The following is a 22,300-nucleotide window of genomic DNA, read 5'->3' as shown; positions in this document are numbered from 1 at the left end:
ATCTCGCCACTGAGGACTACATAAGACTTTTGTCGTACACTGCCTGCCGGAGCTGTTGAGTCATTTTCCGAACATCGCTGACATTCAGGTCAAGCTCCCGGGCGACCCGGCAGGGAGAGGATGCCAAACCTGTTTCAAGTCGTTGGCAGCGTGGTGGTGTTGGCCAGGGGGGAAGTCATGTTCAGGCTGGTCACGTTCTGCGTTCCCGGCACAAAGGCAGCCTCCCCTCCCATAACGTTGGCATTGAAAGGCGCCAGGCTTTGCACCAGCTGTTGGAAATGCTGCTCTATCCGCGCTGAACCCTGGTTGGCCTCAGGCACCCGGAGCCGGGCTTTACCGCTCTTTTTATCCCCGGCTGGCATCAGGCTGGCAGCCAGGCGCTGGCCACTGATGATCTTCCCTTCCGGTGTCTCCGGCCCAAACCGGTTAACTCCGGGCCCGGCCAGCGTCCGGTTGCGCCCCGTTACCCAGCCTGTGGGGTCACTGGTGTAACGCCGCCCTCTGAAGTAGATGCTATCCAGTGCCGACAGGCTAATCACCGCCAGTTCTGCGCCTTGGTGGGGGATCACTACGAAGGTATCATTCAGGCCGGTACTGCCCGGGTTATCCACCGTCGTCTGGTTCAGGTTGCTGCTACCGGTTCGGCGGCGCAGGTTGAACTGCACCTCCTCCGGCTCGAGGTCAGTGAGGTAGAGCCGGGTGCTTTTCTTACCCTCCAGTGACCTCAGGTTGCTTCTGGAGCCTGACGACAGGATAACAGTATGTTGCCCCTGGCTGTCAGTGACGGTGGCATTCCGTGATGACCGGATGTCGTAAATGTCATCGCCAGCATCACCATTAAGCTCCACCGGAGTTCGATTGATGGTTTCCCGGGTGTTTGCCTGGCCGCCTTTCTGGTCTGGGTCTCCCAGCAGGAACAGGTCATTGCCGTTATGGCCATAGACCTCGCGGATCGCTTTTTCCGGGGCGATATAAAGAATGTTATTCAGGCCGTTGCCGTCCATCTGGGGGCTGGCTGCCTTCGCCCCGTCAAATAACCGGGGCACCGATGGGGCCAGCCGTTCGGCCAGCTCCATCATTTTAATCCGTTCGTTGGCCTGCTCACCGGCAAACACAAAGCCATCGAAAGGCATGGCCTTAGACAAAGTCGTCACGATTGAGGGGCTGAGCCGCTCAAAAGCCAGTATCCGGTCATCAATGGCACCCAGGTGGAACCGATAGTCACCCGATTCCAGCGCCCAGTTATCGCCACGGGCAACCAGTTTCAGTGATGACAGGGAGAAGGGAAAGACTTTGTGTCGTGTTTGTCTGCCCGTCTCCCGATCAACCAGCAGGACATTCAGGCTGGCGGTGCCGGTTCGGTTCATGTGTCCCTTGCGTATGAGGTTCTGACCGCGCCATACGTTAATGGTCAGGCTATGGCGGTTGATTTCAAAAGCAAACCGCAGCGCCTTGATATCCACATCATAAAACACACCGAAAACCGGCTGTTCGTCCAGCATGGCCGGGTTATCCAAAGCCAGCACCGGGTAAGGGCTGGCTTTATCAAACACGGGGCCATAGTCGTCCAGTTGCTCTTTGCCGATCACCGGGAAACCAAGGGTGTTGTTCCACTGGGCCAGGTATTTGGTTTTGTTTTTCAGGTTCAGCTTTGCGGGTGCCTCAAAAACCGTAAACTCATGCCCCCCTATGGTTTGCGTCTGGTTTGTGCTCCGGGCGGGGGAGAGGCAGTTGTGGCAACCCCGGCCATCGTCAAAGTCGAGGTTATAGTAGCCTGAAGCGGGCTTGCTCCCTTCCGTGCTGAGCTGACGCACCCGGACGCTGCCCCGGGCAAAGCGATACCCCTCGACCGTCATGCTGGTCGTGCCATTGACCGCCCCGCTGACCGCCCCGCTGACCGGTTGCACGGTTAGTTTCAGGGTGTCTGCCTGTTTCTTCGGCACCAGCAGGAAGCCAGGCGCCACATCAATGAACAAGGGTCTGTCCGGGGTGGCAGGTACAGGGGCTGGAGGCAATGCGCCGGTGCCGGCCGCCAGTGGCGGCATATAAATACCCTGGTTGGCCTGAACCTCTACCCGTAACTGGTCAAGCGTAAAGCGAGCGTCGTTGAACTGAATGCCTGTGGGTTTTGGGAGGGGGGCCAGCGGTGCCGTCCAGACCTGCTTGATCCGCAAAACACCTTTAGGATCAAAACGATCAAGGATCAGAAGGTCATTCTTGTCACGCAGGAGGGTGCTTTGAAACGCCGGGGCATGAATACGGATGCGCTGAGACTGGCCATTGTTATCCCCGGGGGGCGTTGCAGCAGGCTGCATTTCCAGCTTAATGATCACCTGCGCGCAATAAGTCAGGTCACTGAACTTCATCGAAAAGGAGTCATTGCCGCCCTTGCCGTCAAAGTAAAGGGTCAGGTCATGGGGACGGTCCGGGTTCGGGGTTAACCGCCTGGCGCCTTTGCCCCTGTCGAAGTAAAGGGTATCCAGCAAAAAGTCAGAGATGGTTAACCGGTCATCCCTGCCGCTGCCATAGACCCGGAGCCCATGACCGTCCCGGCTCACCTCAATGTCTAACAGGCGGCTAAGCTCCTGCGCAAATGGGCTTGCCCCGTCGAATGGCTTATGAGCAGGTATGGCCCGATCTTTGTCAATAAAAAAGACCTTGCGTCTTTTACGGCTGAAACACAAAGCTCCGGTTTGCGTGAGCTGGCCGGAACGACGGCCGGCGTCCAGTCTACCAATCAGTACCAGTTCATCATCCTTGCGGGTTTCGGGCCCCAGGAATAACAGGTTATCCTGTGTGTCATACCATGCCTGGCGGAATTTTTTGGCTTTCAGCCAGTCGGGTGCAAACTCAATCTCCAGCAGTGGCTGCTTCGGAAAGTTTTTATAGGGGGAGGGCATATCAGACGATAGCAGGCTCGATACTTTCCCGGACAGCCTCGGCCAGACATATTTGTAAGATGTGGAGGCTCCGTAGATTAAATTACCGTTACTACTGACCAGAAGGCTATAAGCCCCCCGCTGTTGTTTCTGAGTCTGCTGGTCATTGGTTAAATGAAGGCCGGAGAGCGTTTTGTGACCATCGACAACAGTGAATGAATAATGCCCACTGCGGCCTTCCCATTGCTGTCTGACGTTATTCCAGAAGTAGCTTGCTTCAGGGTTGTCGTCACCGTCCTCACAGGGCACGGAAACGTCCGGACGAAGCACCTCGGGCAGCAGGCTCGGGACAACCCGGTTCCGGGGGCACTCGGTCAGTGGTTCCGATGTCGGGCCGGTGCTGGGTATCGTTCTGGTGCTGAGTGTAGGGTTGGTGCTGAGTGTTGAGTTGGTGCTGAGTGTTGAGTTGGTACCGGGGGTTGGATTCCCGCCGGCTACCGGACCCATGTAAAACCGGTAGGGGATGCTGTCTTCCTCGCCCTTCAGGGCCATCAGGGAGTTGCCATTGTCCCCTCCTATTCTGAACGCATCGTCGGCATTGGCGGCAAACAGCCGGTCTCTGGAGCGCAGATACCAGAAATCCATCTTTGCTAAAAAAGCGGGCAGGGGCTTACCCTTCGGTGGGTTTACCATCGGCAGTCGGACCAGGTCCGGGGCTTCTTCACCAAAATCCAGCGCAAACTGGTCGCAAACGCCCCTGACGGCTTGCCTGAGATCCGTAAGAAATGCAGAAGCCTGCCGGGGGCTCCAGTTTTCCGGGGCAGTCTTGTCCTCACCAAAATGATCGGCATACAGTCCGTCAACGATGACCCCCATATCCAGGTCAGTCAGGTCGATGCTCGAGTCTTTGGGCAACTGATAGTATTCCCGGGAAGCGTCCGCTAAGGAAGGCAGGCTTAATCGAATGGACTCATCATTGTCGCTATAACCGTAATGCCAGCCAGTGAACTGGTAAGTTTCCAGGGGGGCGCTGCCCAGGTGGGTACCGTTCAACAGCGCGTCATTGGGGATCATCAGGATATAGCCGTTACGGGTAAAGGCCAGGATACCGTTCTTAAGGGATCTGACGTCCAGAAAATCGCCCTTGCCGTCCCTGACATTCAGGGCGCTGCGGCCAAACGTGACAAGATTCAGCGTGCCCGGCGAGGTGGTCAGCAGGTCTGCGTAATCCACCCGGGGCCGTTCTATCGAGACATAATAAAGTGCGCCCACAGTGCTGCTGTGCATCACATAGTAGACGGTGTCTCCTTTTCTGAAGCTGTGCACCGGCGAGTGGTCTTTGATAATCGAGCGGGTCAGCTCCGGGGCCAGTTTCAGGTAGACACCCCCCAAACCGGTTATCTCAACGCAGTCCGTTGTCACCGATTGACGCCGGGCAATATCGTCTTCAGAGGCGAGCTGGTACTGTTTTGACGCGTCACTATACGTCAGGCGAATCACTTTCCGGCCATTGCTGCCTGCCAGGCACCGGGCTTCCATCTGCTCTTTGTCGTAAAAATCAATGGCGCTGGACAGGTACGTCATCACGACCTTGTTTTTTGTATCATAAAAGCCACTGCGGAGCAGGTGGCTGGCATTGTCTTTTCTGACAAGATTAACAGGCAAAAATCTGGTGGAGGGCTCGCTATCAGCCACCTGGTCCAACGCTTTATCATGGGTGAAAAACGTCGTACTGATAAAAACAGGGGTTACGTTGAATGGATGAACAACCGGCCCCGGTACCGGGCGCTCAAGAGTAAACCAGACCCCGGCATCGGTCATCACCATCAGCTGCGGTTCCGGATCGTCAGTGACTTTGTAACTTTTTATTTCATAATTAAGTGCAAGGCGGCCTTTAGCGCTGAATGTTTTGTTGTAGTGGCATGTTCTGCTTGAGCTCTGGAGAGAAGCCGGTTCAAAATACAGCCACCTGACGTGACGGTTGTAGAAATAATATCCCGTGTTCGGAGCCCCCGTAACAGGGATAATATGCCCCTGCTCTTCACCCGGTTGCCGACAAAATGTAATCTCAATGTTGTTGCTGCGGTCATACCAGACCTGTAAAAAAACCCGTTGTATAGTCTTCTGCAAAATAACCGGCACGAACCGGCCAGGGAAAAGATACCTGGTACTGCCTTTCGGGGCGGGCTTGAGCCGGAAAGCGTAACTGTATTCATTACGGTTAAAGGCCGCCTCAATCTCTGTGAAATACCGGACTCGTTGTGCCGACTCCTGAATTGGCCCTTTCGAGATAAAATAGAGCAGCTCTATTGGTGCTTTATTGTGAAGGGGAGCGACCTTAAAGCCCGCGTTATCATCAACGATCATGACCTTGTAATGGTTTTTTTCTTCCTCGCTGAGGGCGTCTTTCGGTAGATCAAAATAAACGCTGGCGCCACCCAGCTTAAAAGTAAACCCATCGTCGGTCCGTGAAAAACCGCAATGCTTCCCTTCATACAAATTGTAATATCGATTAATACACTGAACCTCACGATCCCCATGGTAATACAGGCTAAACGAAGCCGACCTGGCGTTCTTCAGGTTCTTCAGGTTAATAGACCAGTTGTCCTTGATGATCAGCCGGTAATTATTCTTGCTGTTGTCAGGTACGTTAACGGTGTACAGAAGCCCCCTTCCAGTATTGCTCGGCTCCCGAATTTTTGGCGGGAATATAATGTCATGGTCTTCGTAGTCCAGATTCAAAAGTACGTCCGTGTGCCTGGACTCTTCCCTGACAAGCCGTTGAATCATATACCCCTTCTCAACCGTATTAGACTGGCTGCTTCCCCTTGGGTTATCACCCTTGACCGTTTTTGTGTCGTAATACTTAATCTTTGCCCCGGAGTTGTGGATCGCATCGAAAAAGCGCCGGCTACCTGAGTCGGGAATGGTTCTGGCATCATCAAACTCCGTATACTCCCCTCCGAAGTCCCAGTCCAGCCGGGCCGGCATAATAACGGTGCCTATTTTATCGGGCATAATGCCGGTGACATTGAAAATACCATCCGTACACTGATAAAACGACAGCCGTCTGCCCGCCTTGCAATCGCTCTCCACATAGCTATAGATAACATCCGTGAAATCACCCAGCGGGAACAGCACCGCAGACACCGTCGTACCTCTTTTTTTTGTTTCAAAGTGCTGGTGCCTGAAAAACATTCGGCCATAATCAAGCTGCTTTCCCTGAAGGTCAATTTTCTTTAAGCCCACAGAGAACGTCTGGTTCGTGGCCGGATTGAAGTAGAAATCAGCGGTTTCCCTGTGGGTCTCTGGAATCAGGCCTTCCTGGTTCAGAAAATCATAAATTTTGTTGTTAATCTCAAACTGGTCACTACCGAACTCATCCTTTATTTTTTTAAAGATACGATCGACGACGGTTGGGCTCAGGGGATAAAGTGCCCCTTTTAACTCATCATTGACCCATCCATAATCGCTTTTGTTCGGATTGGTAAGAATTTTCCTGACCGCCTCAAGGGCCCTGGTTTTGTTCTCCTCGCTGATGGGGAAAAAGCTGTCCGGGTTCAGCTCCCGGTATATGTCATTGAACTTTTCTACGGCTTGCCTGGCCACCTGCAACTTCCGCTGTATCTCAATTTCTTTCATCTTGCCGGCGAAGAACGCCTCCGCAATCAGCATCCCCAGGAAAACCGCTACCGCGACGGCCGCCCCCACCGGTCCGGAGGCCACTAAAGAGAACAGGGCGGCCGCCAGGCCTACGCTTTCGACAATGAGTTTTGACCGGTATAAATCCTTAATATCATCGTCTTCTATCTGGGAGTATTCGTAAGCCGTTAACCCGGTGCTGAACGCCATCAATCCAACACCGGCCGCCCCGAGGGCCTTGCCGGTAAACTTGACCGCCTTCACCGCTTTGCCATAGCGGGTTAGCCGGGTGGTTGTCGCCAATGACTTGGCCGAACCCGCGCCACCAGGGGGAATCCGTTTCACCACTTTTGTTTCACTGGGCAGGATCCGGCTAATTGGGCGGCTGTCCTTAACCAGGTTAACCACCTGGCCCGCCAGTTCCGTCGCCTGGGTGGCCTCCATCCCCATATTCACATAACTGTGCATCACCAGGGCGCGGTATAGGGAGTCTGACATTCCCTCGGTTTTTGAGACCTGTTCAAAGAAGGCTTCCCGCTGAATGATGATCATCAGCATCTGGACACTGTCAACCAGGGAGAGGGCCTCAGAGACGTAACCACTGGTTCGGGTGGGCCTGAACAGTTTTTTTAGCTTATGCCGGAACCCGGAGGGCTTGATAGCCTTGTTTTGACTGTCCAGGTAGTTTTTTAACTCTGCGGGTGCGGTACTCGTAAACTGCAGGTTTTTTTTTGTCTTGGTACCCTCCCGGATAAAATCCATGTGCCACTGGTTGTTCACTTTTTTTAACGTGGTCAGCAACGGCGTATAGTCAGAACCCGCAGGGGTATTCACTTCGGGGGAAGCCAGCCAGTCAGAAAAGTTCCGGACCAGCTGTTCAAATTGCAACTGCTTGTCAATATCCGCATTAATCGACTGAGATTGTGGTGGATGCAGGGCAAGCACATCACTCTTCCAGTAGCGGCGAAGTGTCGTACCGTGTCCCTGCCACCCCCGGGGGGCAAAGGAGGCAGCAAAAGCGGGTGCCGCTAAAGCAGACGTCAGGGGACTCACTGCCTGGTGGTCGCTGACCGCTGCCAGATCCTGCAGCCGGCTGTCTGGAAAGGCTTCACGGATGGCCTGCGCAGAAGAGGAAACCAGGGCATCCAGCTGACCCACCCGACCATCGGCCACCACGTCCCCGACGCATTGGGCTCCCAGACCGGCAGCGAACGATTCGGGGCTGCCCACCAGGCTGACCCGGCTGGTACTGCCGCCCTGAACCAGGGGAACCACCAGTCCATCGGCTGAGACCAGTACGCTTTTGCCGGGAATAAACTGAAAGGCCTCAGCGCGGCTGTCGGGCTTGCTGGCCAGTTCTTTAGCCGACGCAAAAGACGCCTCGTCCAGGGCAATGATGCTGTGTTTTCCCAGGGATGGCTTCAGGGCTGCCTGCGCCACTCTACGACGGTAGCCTTTTATTTCCTGCTGAAGTTTAAACAGGGCGCTATCTTCCGGGGCATCGACCAGGGCAATGTCCTTTTGCAGACCATCGAGAACGATCTGGGTTTTATCATCGGACAGCAGCTTGAGGGAATCGATGAAGGGTTCGGGGTCATTACGGCAGGAAGCGGTTGAGGCGGAGCGCCTTTTTCGGGTGGAGGGGGCAAACCTGCATAAGTCAGAACTTTGTGACACATAGCTGAATGGTTCATTGTATCGAGCCTTAATAATATCCGCGTCTTCAAAGCTGCCCACTACCACTTCGATTTGTCCGTTAGCAATCCTCTTCTTTAAATTTTTAAGCGGCAGAGCCATCATTGTTCTTTTGTTGATATTACGACCTTTGCTGTACTCTTTTTGAATTCTCGTGAACATGACGCCAGCGTCGAGGCCAAAATATTTTTTTACTTTACTAAGCCAGGCATTGGCAGACGATGATGTCATGGTCTCATTGAGCACCCACTGTACGCCTTCAGCATACTCTGGATTACCCAACGCAATAATCTTGCCACTGAAATCTTCTTTCCCGGCTGCGAGGACAATGGCCTCAACGGTAGCGGGAATAAGAATGTTTCCCTGGTGAAGGTGGCCATACAGTGCGGCTGAATCAAAATGATATGATGGTCTGTGCGCAAGGCTCAGATGGATTATTTCATCAGTGCGTTTTTTTCTGATGACTTCTTTTTTCAATGCTGAATGGCCAGGCCTTATTTTTGATAACAGCTTGCCATCAACCAGCCTGGTTTCAACAATACTGTCACCGGGCTTTCGTAAAATTATTTCAGTATAAAAGCGATCTTTTTCACCACTTACATTAAAAGCGTATCTGCTACCTAAAAAGCTATCGATAAAAGTCTGTTTGTTATTAGTTACTACGACCCCGGCAGAAATACCTTTCTTTTCAAGAGCACGTAATAAAGAACCGCCAAAGGTACTTCCAAGGGCTTCCTGTGAGGCGGAGTCCAATTTTGGATCAATGAGGTGGGAGAACTTCTCGACGGAACAAGCGTCAATTTTTACTTTCTTGACCCTTCCACCACTGGGGACGACTTTGGCGATAATGTCTGCAATTTCACTGGCGTCAAAATCACCAACCTTCAAATAATTCCCATGAGCTTTCACATTAATTTTTGAATTTTCAGTTACTGGTTGTTTCTTCCCTGCCAATTTAATAAGGCGCTGCTGATTCTTATCCCATAACACTAAAGAAGACTGGCCAGGGTTACGCTGAAATAACAGAATGCCTCCGTGTATGATTTCAGGCTGATTGCCAGCAATAATAATCACCTTGTGATCATAAGGGGTGGCGTCTGCAGTAGCAATATCATAGGCATGATTAACACCATGGATTCCCCCCTTTAAGTGGTCTGGTTCATAAATAAAGGGCGTACCAGGATTGAGGGTATTCTTCATAGCGTAGCTGTAAAATAAACGCTCAATACTTCGTCGGCCTAATACGTCACCATAAGGGTCAATAGGTGGCAAGAATCCCCTTTCGTCGAGTTTATCAATCGCGGTAAGCGCTTCGTCAATGTATTCTTTTTCCTGATCAGCAGTCAGTCCACTACCACCGATAGATAACCTCAAGAGCTGTCGAATGCGATTTTTGGCGTCACGAAAATCTTTTAATGGCATGTCCTCATAGGGCTTCGTCTTAAAGAACAAAACCGCTTCATGCAGAACATTAGTCACTGTGAATGTATTACGGTGAGCTGCCAAAAAATAGAAATCTCCTTCGTTGCCTCCCCCTGAACCGGCCATCAAAATGTCTTCATCAGCCATCATCAGAGTTCCCAAAGGCTTAAACCACTGACTCTCCGGCGCTTTCTCCGATGCCCTGATAATCGATTCCGCACGAGAACCGTAACCATAATCCCTGAGTTTTGAAAGATAATCCTCATCTAACGGTGCATCCGTAGTAATAAAATCGCTCTTAAGTCTTTGTAGTAGTGCTTGAAGTCTGGATTTCTTTTCAAGTTCATGGAACCCTTTCTCTATATCTTCTTTCTGGACAACCAAGCTGGAATGATCACCAAACATTTTCCTGAACAAAGCAAATGTATCTTCATCGCTAATTTCAGAAAAAACATCACTGTTTATTTTCGGGAAAGTATTGATGTCAACAACAAGGCCACCGTGTTTATCCAATAGCAATAATTGCATTACTCTCTGGGCAGTTGTGAAGTCAGCGTAATTGTAAGCCGCATCAATATATAATTTCTTTTCATCCACAGTAAAAAAGGGAAATTGAGACCCTGAGTCTTCAATATCAACCCCATTCTTTTTAAGGGTGTCGTAAATACTTTGTTGCGCTTTAATAATATCATCTAATTCATTTTTACTTTTTCCATGATTGGAAATCAGCCATCCTTTCACCGCATCTGCCCGTGTTTTACCGCCGGGTTTAACTTTACGATTGATACTTTTTGCCATTTTTCGCTGATGATTTCTGAGGATGTCCAAATCAAAGCCTATAGAATTTGGTAGCCTCTCGGCCCAGTCATCATTTCCTATGGGCGTCCCTTGCCCTCCGATTTGTTTTTTCATATCATCGATTTCGAGTAACTCGCTGGCCATTTCTTTTAGTACGAGACGGTCAAAATAACTGTTCCCGTCCTTCCATAATTTGACACTCCAGTCCGGGTTGGCCTTCGCCCAGGTTTCAATCCTCAAGGCCTGGGCCCTGGTCAGCTCACCGATGACGACAAAATGTATTTTCTTTGGCAATGGATTATTTTGAGCGGCTGGAACATTAGGCATGACTCATTACCTGCGTTTCACTTTAGTTGACCAAGCGGCATTACACGTCTATTTGTGTATACCTGATCCATTTGACCAGGCCCCCATTGCTGTAACGGCAATCTTCACACAGCAAAAATTTACAGGGCTTATCTGGCAGATCGATCACCAAAAGTGGGCGTGAAAGAAGAAATAACGACGACATAGCATCAAAGTTGCAAGCATAGATCATAATTGCACTACGAGTGTCGTAATACTTAGATTATGGCTCTGCATGTAGACCTCATGGCATTCCATCTCGCCACTGAGGACTACATCAGACTTTTGTCGTACACTGCCTGCCGGAGTTGTTGAGTCATTTTCCGAACCTCGCTGACATTCAGGTCAAGCTCCCGGGCGACCCGGCAGGGAGAGGATGCCAAACCTGTTTCAAGTCGTTGGCAGCGTGGTGGTGTTGGCCAGGGGGGAAGTCATGTTCAGGCTGGTCACGTTCTGCGCTTCCGGCACAAAAGCAGCCTCCCCTCCCATAACGTTGGCATTTAAAGGCGCCAGGCTTTGCACCAGCTGTTGGAAATGCTGCTCTATCCGCGCTGAACCCTGGTTGGTCTCGGGCACCCGGAGTCGGGCTGTCCCGCTCTTTTTATCCCCGGCTGGCATCAGGCTGGCAGCCAGGCGCTGGCCACTGATGATCTTGCCTTCCGGTGTCTCCGGCCCAAACCGGTTAACTCCGGGCCCGGCCAGCGTCCGGTTGCGCCCCGTTACCCAGCCTGTGGGGTCACTGGTGTAACGCCGCCCTCTGAAGTAGATGCTATCCAGTGCCGACAGGCTAATCACCGCCAGTTCTGCGCCCTGGTGGGGGATCACTACGAAGGTATCATTCAGGCCGGTACTGCCCGGGTTATCCACCGTCGTCTGGTTCAGGTTGCTGCTACCGGTTCGGCGGCGCAGGTTGAACTGCACCTCCTCCGGCTCGAGGTCAGTGAGGTAGAGCCGGGTGCTTTTCTTACCCTCCAGTGACCTCAGGTTGCTTCTGGAGCCTGACGACAGGATAACAGTATGTTGTCCCTGGCTGTCAGTGACGGTGGCATTCCGTGATGACCGGATGTCGTAAATGTCATCGCCAGCATCACCATTAAGCTCCACCGGAGTTCGGTTGATGGTTTTCCGGGTGTTTGCCTGGCCGCCTTTCTGGTCTGGGTCTCCCAGCAGGAACAGGTCATTGCCGTTATGGCCATAGACCTCGCGGATCGCTTTTTCCGGGGCGATATAAAGAATGTTATTCAGGCCGTTGCCGTTCATCCGGGGGCTGGCTGCCTTCGCACCGTCAAATAACCGGGGCACCGATGGTGCCAGCCGTTCGGCCAGCTCCATCATTTTAATCCGTTCGTTGGCCTGCTCACCGGCAAACACAAAGCCATCAAAAGGCATGGCCTTAGACAAAGTCGTCACGATTGAGGGGCTGAGCCGCTCAAAAGCCAGTATCCGGTCATCAATGGCACCCAGGTGAAACCGATAGTCACCGGATTCCAGCGCCCAGTTATCGCCACGGGCAACCAGTTTCAGTGATGACAGGGAGAAGGGAAAGACTTTGTGTCGTGTTTGTCTGCCCGTCTCCCGATCAACCAGCAGGACATTCAGGCTGGCGGTGTCGGTTCGGTTCATGTGCCCCTTGCGTATGAGGTTCTGACCGCGCCATATGGTAACGGTCAGCCTATGGCTGGTGCTTTCAAAAGCAAACCGCAGCGCCTTGATATCCACATCATAAAACACACCGAAAACCGGCTGTTCGTCCAGCATGGCCGGGTTATCCAAAGCCAGCACCGGGTAAGGGCTGGCTTTATCAAACACGGGGCCATAGTCGTCCAGTTGCTCTTTGCCGATCACCGGGAAACCAAGGGTGTTGTTCCACTGGGCCAGGTATTTGGTTTTGTTTTTCAGGTTCAGCTTTGCGGGTGCCTCAAAAACCGTAAACTCATGCCCCCCTATGGTTTGCGTCTGGTTTGTGCTCCGGGCGGGGGAGAGGCAGTTGTGGCAACCCCGGCCATCGTCAAAGTCGAGGTTATAGTAGCCTGAAGCGGGCTTGCTCCCTTCCGTGCTGAGCTGACGCACCCGGACGCTGCCCCGGGCAAAGCGATACCCCTCGACCGTCATGCTGGTCGTGCCATTGACCGCCCCGCTGACCGCCCCGCTGACCGGTTGCACGGTTAGTTTCAGGGTGTCTGCCTGTTTCTTCGGCACCAGCAGGAAGCCAGGCGCCACATCAATGAACAAGGGTCTGTCCGGGGTGGCAGGTACAGGGGCTGGAGGCAATGCGCCGGTGCCGGCCGCCAGTGGCGGCATATAAATACCCTGGTTGGCCTGAACCTCTACCCGTAACTGGTCAAGCGTAAAGCGAGCGTCGTTGAACTGAATGCCTGTGGGTTTTGGGAGGGGGGCCAGCGGTGCCGTCCAGACCTGCTTGATCCGCAAAACACCTTTAGGATCAAAACGATCAAGGATCAGAAGGTCATTCTTGTCACGCAGGAGGGTGCTTTGAAACGCCGGGGCATGAATACGGATGCGCTGAGACTGGCCATTGTTATCCCCGGGGGGCGTTGCAGCAGGCTGCATTTCCAGCTTAATGATCACCTGCGCGCAATAAGTCAGGTCACTGAACTTCATCGAAAAGGAGTCATTGCCGCCCTTGCCGTCAAAGTAAAGGGTCAGGTCATGGGGACGGTCCGGGTTCGGGGTTAACCGCCTGGCGCCTTTGCCCCTGTCGAAGTAAAGGGTATCCAGCAAAAAGTCAGAGATGGTTAACCGGTCATCCCTGCCGCTGCCATAGACCCGGAGCCCATGACCGTCCCGGCTCACCTCAATGTCTAACAGGCGGCTAAGCTCCTGCGCAAATGGGCTTGCCCCGTCGAATGGCTTATGAGCAGGTATGGCCCGATCTTTGTCAATAAAAAAGACCTTGCGTCTTTTACGGCTGAAACACAAAGCTCCGGTTTGCGTGAGCTGGCCGGAACGACGGCCGGCGTCCAGTCTACCAATCAGTACCAGTTCATCATCCTTGCGGGTTTCGGGCCCCAGGAATAACAGGTTATCCTGTGTGTCATACCATGCCTGGCGGAATTTTTTGGCTTTCAGCCAGTCGGGTGCAAACTCAATCTCCAGCAGTGGCTGCTTCGGAAAGTTTTTATAGGGGGAGGGCATATCAGACGATAGCAGGCTCGATACTTTCCCGGACAGCCTCGGCCAGACATATTTGTAAGATGTGGAGGCTCCGTAGATTAAATTACCGTTACTACTGACCAGAAGGCTATAAGCCCCCCGCTGTTGTTTCTGAGTCTGCTGGTCATTGGTTAAATGAAGGCCGGAGAGCGTTTTGTGACCATCGACAACAGTGAATGAATAATGCCCACTGCGGCCTTCCCATTGCTGTCTGACGTTATTCCAGAAGTAGCTTGCTTCAGGGTTGTCGTCACCGTCCTCACAGGGCACGGAAACGTCCGGACGAAGCACCTCGGGCAGCAGGCTCGGGACAACCCGGTTCCGGGGGCACTCGGTCAGTGGTTCCGATGTCGGGCCGGTGCTGGGTATCGTTCTGGTGCTGAGTGTAGGGTTGGTGCTGAGTGTTGAGTTGGTGCTGAGTGTTGAGTTGGTACCGGGGGTTGGATTCCCGCCGGCTACCGGACCCATGTAAAACCGGTAGGGGATGCTGTCTTCCTCGCCCTTCAGGGCCATCAGGGAGTTGCCATTGTCCCCTCCTATTCTGAACGCATCGTCGGCATTGGCGGCAAACAGCCGGTCTCTGGAGCGCAGATACCAGAAATCCATCTTTGCTAAAAAAGCGGGCAGGGGCTTACCCTTCGGTGGGTTTACCATCGGCAGTCGGACCAGGTCCGGGGCTTCTTCACCAAAATCCAGCGCAAACTGGTCGCAAACGCCCCTGACGGCTTGCCTGAGATCCGTAAGAAATGCAGAAGCCTGCCGGGGGCTCCAGTTTTCCGGGGCAGTCTTGTCCTCACCAAAATGATCGGCATACAGTCCGTCAACGATGACCCCCATATCCAGGTCAGTCAGGTCGATGCTCGAGTCTTTGGGCAACTGATAGTATTCCCGGGAAGCGTCCGCTAAGGAAGGCAGGCTTAATCGAATGGACTCATCATTGTCGCTATAACCGTAATGCCAGCCAGTGAACTGGTAAGTTTCCAGGGGGGCGCTGCCCAGGTGGGTACCGTTCAACAGCGCGTCATTGGGGATCATCAGGATATAGCCGTTACGGGTAAAGGCCAGGATACCGTTCTTAAGGGATCTGACGTCCAGAAAATCGCCCTTGCCGTCCCTGACATTCAGGGCGCTGCGGCCAAACGTGACAAGATTCAGCGTGCCCGGCGAGGTGGTCAGCAGGTCTGCGTAATCCACCCGGGGCCGTTCTATCGAGACATAATAAAGTGCGCCCACAGTGCTGCTGTGCATCACATAGTAGACGGTGTCTCCTTTTCTGAAGCTGTGCACCGGCGAGTGGTCTTTGATAATCGAGCGGGTCAGCTCCGGGGCCAGTTTCAGGTAGACACCCCCCAAACCGGTTATCTCAACGCAGTCCGTTGTCACCGATTGACGCCGGGCAATATCGTCTTCAGAGGCGAGCTGGTACTGTTTTGACGCGTCACTATACGTCAGGCGAATCACTTTCCGGCCATTGCTGCCTGCCAGGCACCGGGCTTCCATCTGCTCTTTGTCGTAAAAATCAATGGCGCTGGACAGGTACGTCATCACGACCTTGTTTTTTGTATCATAAAAGCCACTGCGGAGCAGGTGGCTGGCATTGTCTTTTCTGACAAGATTAACAGGCAAAAATCTGGTGGAGGGCTCGCTATCAGCCACCTGGTCCAACGCTTTATCATGGGTGAAAAACGTCGTACTGATAAAAACAGGGGTTACGTTGAATGGATGAACAACCGGCCCCGGTACCGGGCGCTCAAGAGTAAACCAGACCCCGGCATCGGTCATCACCATCAGCTGCGGTTCCGGATCGTCAGTGACTTTGTAACTTTTTATTTCATAATTAAGTGCAAGGCGGCCTTTAGCGCTGAATGTTTTGTTGTAGTGGCATGTTCTGCTTGAGCTCTGGAGAGAAGCCGGTTCAAAATACAGCCACCTGACGTGACGGTTGTAGAAATAATATCCCGTGTTCGGAGCCCCCGTAACAGGGATAATATGCCCCTGCTCTTCACCCGGTTGCCGACAAAATGTAATCTCAATGTTGTTGCTGCGGTCATACCAGACCTGTAAAAAAACCCGTTGTATAGTCTTCTGCAAAATAACCGGCACGAACCGGCCAGGGAAAAGATACCTGGTACTGCCTTTCGGGGCGGGCTTGAGCCGGAAAGCGTAACTGTATTCATTACGGTTAAAGGCCGCCTCAATCTCTGTGAAATACCGGACTCGTTGTGCCGACTCCTGAATTGGCCCTTTCGAGATAAAATAGAGCAGCTCTATTGGTGCTTTATTGTGAAGGGGAGCGACCTTAAAGCCCGCGTTATCATCAACGATCATGACCTTGTAATGGTTTTTTTCTTCCTCGCTGAGGGCGTCTTTCGGTAGATCAAAATAAACGCTGGCGCCACCCAGCTTAAAAGTAAACCCATCGTCGGTCCGTGAAAAACCGCAATGCTTCCCTTCATACAAATTGTAATATCGATTAATACACTGAACCTCACGATCCCCATGGTAATACAGGCTAAACGAAGCCGACCTGGCGTTCTTCAGGTTCTTCAGGTTAATAGACCAGTTGTCCTTGATGATCAGCCGGTAATTATTCTTGCTGTTGTCAGGTACGTTAACGGTGTACAGAAGCCCCCTTCCAGTATTGCTCGGCTCCCGAATTTTTGGCGGGAATATAATGTCATGGTCTTCGTAGTCCAGATTCAAAAGTACGTCCGTGTGCCTGGACTCTTCCCTGACAAGCCGTTGAATCATATACCCCTTCTCAACCGTATTAGACTGGCTGCTTCCCCTTGGGTTATCACCCTTGACCGTTTTTGTGTCGTAATACTTAATCTTTGCCCCGGAGTTGTGGATCGCATCGAAAAAGCGCCGGCTACCTGAGTCGGGAATGGTTCTGGCATCATCAAACTCCGTATACTCCCCTCCGAAGTCCCAGTCCAGCCGGGCCGGCATAATAACGGTGCCTATTTTATCGGGCATAATGCCGGTGACATTGAAAATACCATCCGTACACTGATAAAACGACAGCCGTCTGCCCGCCTTGCAATCGCTCTCCACATAGCTATAGATAACATCCGTGAAATCACCCAGCGGGAACAGCACCGCAGACACCGTCGTACCTCTTTTTTTTGTTTCAAAGTGCTGGTGCCTGAAAAACATTCGGCCATAATCAAGCTGCTTTCCCTGAAGGTCAATTTTCTTTAAGCCCACAGAGAACGTCTGGTTCGTGGCCGGATTGAAGTAGAAATCAGCGGTTTCCCTGTGGGTCTCTGGAATCAGGCCTTCCTGGTTCAGAAAATCATAAATTTTGTTGTTAATCTCAAACTGGTCACTACCGAACTCATCCTTTATTTTTTTAAAGATACGATCGACGACGGTTGGGCTCAGGGGATAAAGTGCCCCTTTTAACTCATCATTGACCCATCCATAATCGCTTTTATTCGGATTGGTAAGAATTTTCCTGACCGCCTCAAGGGCCCTGGTTTTGTTCTCCTCGCTGATGGGGAAAAAGCTGTCCGGGTTCAGCTCCCGGTATATGTCATTGAACTTTTCTACGGCTTGCCTGGCCACCTGCAACTTCCGCTGTATCTCAATTTCTTTCATCTTGCCGGCGAAGAACGCCTCCGCAATCAGCATCCCCAGGAAAACCGCTACCGCGACGGCCGCCCCCACCGGTCCGGAGGCCACTAAAGAGAACAGGGCGGCCGCCAGGCCTACGCTTTCGACAATGAGTTTTGACCGGTATAAATCCTTAATATCATCGTCTTCTATCTGGGAGTATTCGTAAGCCGTTAACCCGGTGCTGAACGCCATCAATCCAACACCGGCCGCCCCGAGGGCCTTGCCGGTAAACTTGACCGCCTTCACCGCTTTGCCATAGCGGGTTAGCCGGGTGGTTGTCGCCAATGACTTGGCCGAACCCGCGCCACCAGGGGGAATCCGTTTCACCACTTTTGTTTCACTGGGCAGGATCCGGCTAATTGGGCGGCTGTCCTTAACCAGGTTAACCACCTGGCCCGCCAGTTCCGTCGCCTGGGTGGCCTCCATCCCCATATTCACATAACTGTGCATCACCAGGGCGCGGTATAGGGAGTCTGACATTCCCTCGGTTTTTGAGACCTGTTCAAAGAAGGCTTCCCGCTGAATGATGATCATCAGCATCTGGACACTGTCAACCAGGGAGAGGGCCTCAGAGACGTAACCACTGGTTCGGGTGGGCCTGAACAGTTTTTTTAGCTTATGCCGGAACCCGGAGGGCTTGATAGCCTTGTTTTGACTGTCCAGGTAGTTTTTTAACTCTGCGGGTGCGGTACTCGTAAACTGCAGGTTTTTTTTTGTCTTGGTACCCTCCCGGATAAAATCCATGTGCCACTGGTTGTTCACTTTTTTTAACGTGGTCAGCAACGGCGTATAGTCAGAACCCGCAGGGGTATTCACTTCGGGGGAAGCCAGCCAGTCAGAAAAGTTCCGGACCAGCTGTTCAAATTGCAACTGCTTGTCAATATCCGCATTAATCGACTGAGATTGTGGTGGATGCAGGGCAAGCACATCACTCTTCCAGTAGCGGCGAAGTGTCGTACCGTGTCCCTGCCACCCCCGGGGGGCAAAGGAGGCAGCAAAAGCGGGTGCCGCTAAAGCAGACGTCAGGGGACTCACTGCCTGGTGGTCGCTGACCGCTGCCAGATCCTGCAGCCGGCTGTCTGGAAAGGCTTCACGGATGGCCTGCGCAGAAGAGGAAACCAGGGCATCCAGCTGACCCACCCGACCATCGGCCACCACGTCCCCGACGCATTGGGCTCCCAGACCGGCAGCGAACGATTCGGGGCTGCCCACCAGGCTGACCCGGCTGGTACTGCCGCCCTGAACCAGGGGAACCACCAGTCCATCGGCTGAGACCAGCACGCTTTTGCCGGGAATAAACTGAAAGGCCTCAGCGCGGCTGTCGGGCTTGCTGGCCAGTTCTTTAGCCGACGCAAAAGACGCCTCGTCCAGGGCAATAATGCTGTGTTTTCCCGGGGACGGCTTCAGGGCTGCCTGCGCCACTCTACGACGGTAGCCTTTTATTTCCTGCTGAAGTTTAAACAGGGCGCTATCTTCCGGGGCATCGACCAGGGCAATGTCCTTTTGCAGACCATCGAGAACGATCTGGGTTTTATCATCGGACAGCAGCTTGAGGGAATCGATGAAGGGTTCGGGGTCATTACGGCAGGAAGCGGTTGAGGCGGAGCGCCTTTTTCGGGTGGGGGCAACCCTGCAAAAGTCGGGACTCTGTGACACATAGCTGAATGGTTCAGGGTGCCGGGCTTTAATAATACCATCCACGTCTTCAAAGCTGCCCACCACCACTTCAATTTGTCCGTTAGCAATCCTCTTTTTTAATTGTGTAAGTGGGACACTCCATATTCTGCTAAAAAAACCAGAAATCCCAGCATACTCTTCTGCAATCATTTGGGTCATGATGTCAATTTCGAGGCCAAGATATTCTCTTGTTTCGTCACACCATAGATCGTAACGTGTCTGCGCCATTGCCTCATTAAGCAGCCACTGTAAGCCTTCCGCATACCGGGGTTGACCCAGGGCAATGATCTTGCCATTGAAATCTTCATTCCCTGCCGCCAGGACAATGACCTCAAGAGTAGCGGGAATAAGAATGTTCCCCCGACGAAGGTGTTCATAAAGCTGAGCTGAATCAAATGTCTGTTGGGAATCACTTGTAAGAGAATATTTCCTGTCTTTCCTATCATAAGAATTGCTCACTATGCCATGAGGTTTAAATTGTAACTGTCCGGGCCTTATTTTTAATGACAGTTCACCATCAATAAGTCTGGTTTCAAAAATAGATTTACCAGGCTTTCTGAGAATCATTTGAACATAAGAATCACTATTGTCACTGCCAATCCCAAATGAATATAAGTAACCAAAAAAGTGTTGCATCCTAGTACTTTTGTTCTGAGTCACTACGACCCCGGCAGAAATACCTTTTTTTTCAAGAGCACGCAACAAAGAGCCTCCAAAGGTGCCCTCAAGGGTCTTCTGGGAGGCGGACTCCCATTTTGGATCAATGAGCTGGGAGAACTTCTCGAGCGAACAAGCAATACATCTTATTTTCTTGACCCTTCCTCCATGAGGGACGACTCTAGCGATAATATCCGCAATTTCACTGGCACTCAATCTACCAATCTTCAAATAATTCCCATGAGCTGACACGATGATTTTTGAATTTTCAGTTACCGCTCGTTCCTTTCCTGCCACAGTAATAAGGCGCTGTTGATTTTTATCCCATAATGCTAACGACGACTGGTCAGGGTTCCGCTGAAATAACAAAGCGCCTCCGTACATAATGTCAGGAAAGGTGGTAACAGAAATAATCAACTTGTGATCATAAGGGGTGTCTTTTACAGTAGAGATATCTAAAGCCAGGTCAATGCCGTGAGTTCCCCCCTTTGAGCGGTCAGGTTCATAAATATAGGGCGAACCAGAATAGCGGGTATCCATTTGCCCCAGCGCGTGGGCTGCCATATTAAGGCTTCGTCGGCCTAATGCATCACCATAAGGATCTATAGGTGGAATAATCCCCCTATTTCTGAGCTGAAACAATCCATCAAGCACACTCAAGAGGTATTCTGCTTTCTGTTCTTCATTCAGCTTTTTATCACTGATTTGTTTTTTAAAGTAAGCTCTAGTATCCTTTACGGCTTTATTAGCTTCAGCTGAAAGTTTATCAAATTTTATATTCCTATTAGTCTCAAACCCAAATTCTAACGCATAGGGTTCCACTTTCATGAATAAAGTTATTCGTTTCACAGCGGAAGTGATTGCCTCTGCATTAGGCTGAGCTACCAAAAAATCAATATCCCCCTCATTACCTCCCACGCTATCGGCAATCAAGATTTTTTTATCCCCCATCTCCAGTGTACCTAAAGGTTTAAAAAAACGATTCTCTGATACTTTTTCCGATGCCCTGATAATAGATTCTGCCTGAGGACCGTAACCATACTTCCTGAGCTTTAAAAGATAATTCTCTTCTAACGGAGCCTCACTGTTAACAAAATGACTACTAACCCTTTGCAGCAACGCTTGAAGCCTGGCCTTCCCTTCAAGATTGCGGTAACCGTGTACTATATTTTCTTTCTGGACGACGGAGTTAGAATTATCACTAAATCTATTCTTGAATTGTGCGTATAAACTGTCACCGCTATTACTCTCAGAAAAAATATCACTATTTATTTCTGGAAAAGCATTGGCATCAACAATAATACCACCATTTGCCTGTAATACCTTTAACTGCATGAGTTTCCGGGCTAGTGTGAAATCAGCATAAGTGTAAGCGGCGTCCTTATATAATTTTTCTTCATCCTGGCTTAAAGTAGAAATGACAGATTTCAAATCAACAACATCAACATTACTCTTTTTAAGTCCGTCATAAATAGTTTGTTGCTCTTGAACAATATCATCCAGTATCTCTTCACTTTTTCCATGATTGGAAATCAGCCAGTTTTTAATCACACCTGATCGTGTTTTACCTTCAGATTTTCCATGATTGGAAAACAGCCAGTTTTTAATCACACCTGATAGTGTTTTATCTTCAGATGTAACTTGATGATTAATATTCAATTCCATTTGTTTCTGTCGTTGCCTGAATATTTTCAAATCAGTATAAAAATCTACTGGTATATTTTTGTATTTATTTTTTTCTAAAAAATCACCTTGCCATTGCCTCTTGTTTTTCGCTCTTAACTCATCAATTTTAAGCAAATCGCTGGACATTGCCTCCAACACAAGACGGTCAAAATAACTGTCCTGATCTTTCCATAATGTGACACTCCAGTTCGGGTTGGCCTTCGCCCAGGTTTCAATCCTCAAGGCCTGGGCCCTGGTCAGCTCACCGATGACGACAAAATGTATTTTCTTTGGCAATGGATTATTTTGAGCGGCTGGAACATTAGGCATGACTCATTACCTGCGTTTCACTTTAGTTGACCAAACGGCATTACACGTCTATTTGTGTATACCTGATCCATTTGACCAGGCCCCCATTGCTGTAACGGCAATCTTCACACAGCAAAAATTTACAGGGCTTATCTGGCAGATCGATCACCAAAAGTGGGCGTGAAAGAAGAAATAACGACGACATAGCATCAAAGTTGCAAGCATAGATCATAATTGCACTACGAGTGTCGTAATACTTAGATTATGGCTCTGCATGTAGACCTCATGGCATTCCATCTCGCCACTGAGGACTACATCAGACTTTTGTCGTACACTGCCTGCCGGAGTTGTTGAGTCATTTTCCGAACCTCGCTGACATTCAGGTCAAGCTCCCGGGCGACCCGGCAGGGAGAGGA

The 22,300-nt window shown here is 51.3% G+C and carries 3 protein-coding genes; 1 reads left to right on the top strand and 2 read right to left on the bottom strand.

Annotated features, from left to right (window positions below; translation table 11 throughout):
• Window positions 1–134: 134 nt before the first annotated feature.
• A complete protein-coding gene (locus tag NX720_RS16730; protein WP_262596058.1) occupies window positions 135–10,763 on the bottom strand; it encodes a TcdA/TcdB catalytic glycosyltransferase domain-containing protein in 10,629 nt (3,542 codons plus the stop codon).
• Between NX720_RS16730 and NX720_RS16725 the strand changes: the two genes are divergently transcribed.
• On the top strand, window positions 10,762–10,926 hold the full coding sequence (locus tag NX720_RS16725; RefSeq protein WP_262596056.1) for a hypothetical protein: 165 nt from the start codon (window positions 10,762–10,764) through the stop codon (window positions 10,924–10,926). The two genes, NX720_RS16730 and NX720_RS16725, sit on opposite strands and share 2 nt — an antisense overlap.
• Window positions 10,927–11,171: 245 nt before the next feature.
• Here NX720_RS16725 and NX720_RS16720 read toward each other — a convergent pair whose 3' ends face one another.
• Window positions 11,172–21,905, bottom strand: a complete 10,734-nt coding sequence (locus NX720_RS16720) for a TcdA/TcdB catalytic glycosyltransferase domain-containing protein (protein ID WP_262596054.1) — start codon at window positions 21,903–21,905, stop codon at window positions 11,172–11,174.
• Between the last annotated feature and the right edge of the window lie 395 nt (window positions 21,906–22,300).

This window comes from Endozoicomonas euniceicola, assembly GCF_025562755.1.
Classification (GTDB): Bacteria; Pseudomonadota; Gammaproteobacteria; order Pseudomonadales; family Endozoicomonadaceae; genus Endozoicomonas_A; species Endozoicomonas_A euniceicola.
This window is presented reverse-complemented; position numbering and strand designations above follow the sequence as displayed.

Coding starts and splice junctions, on each gene's coding strand:
- NX720_RS16720 (WP_262596054.1), bottom strand. CDS start 21,905: ATGCCTAATGTTCCAGCCGCTCAAAATAATCCATTGCCAAAGAAAATA.
- NX720_RS16730 (WP_262596058.1), bottom strand. CDS start 10,763: ATGCCTAATGTTCCAGCCGCTCAAAATAATCCATTGCCAAAGAAAATA.
- NX720_RS16725 (WP_262596056.1), top strand. CDS start 10,762: ATGACTCATTACCTGCGTTTCACTTTAGTTGACCAAGCGGCATTACAC.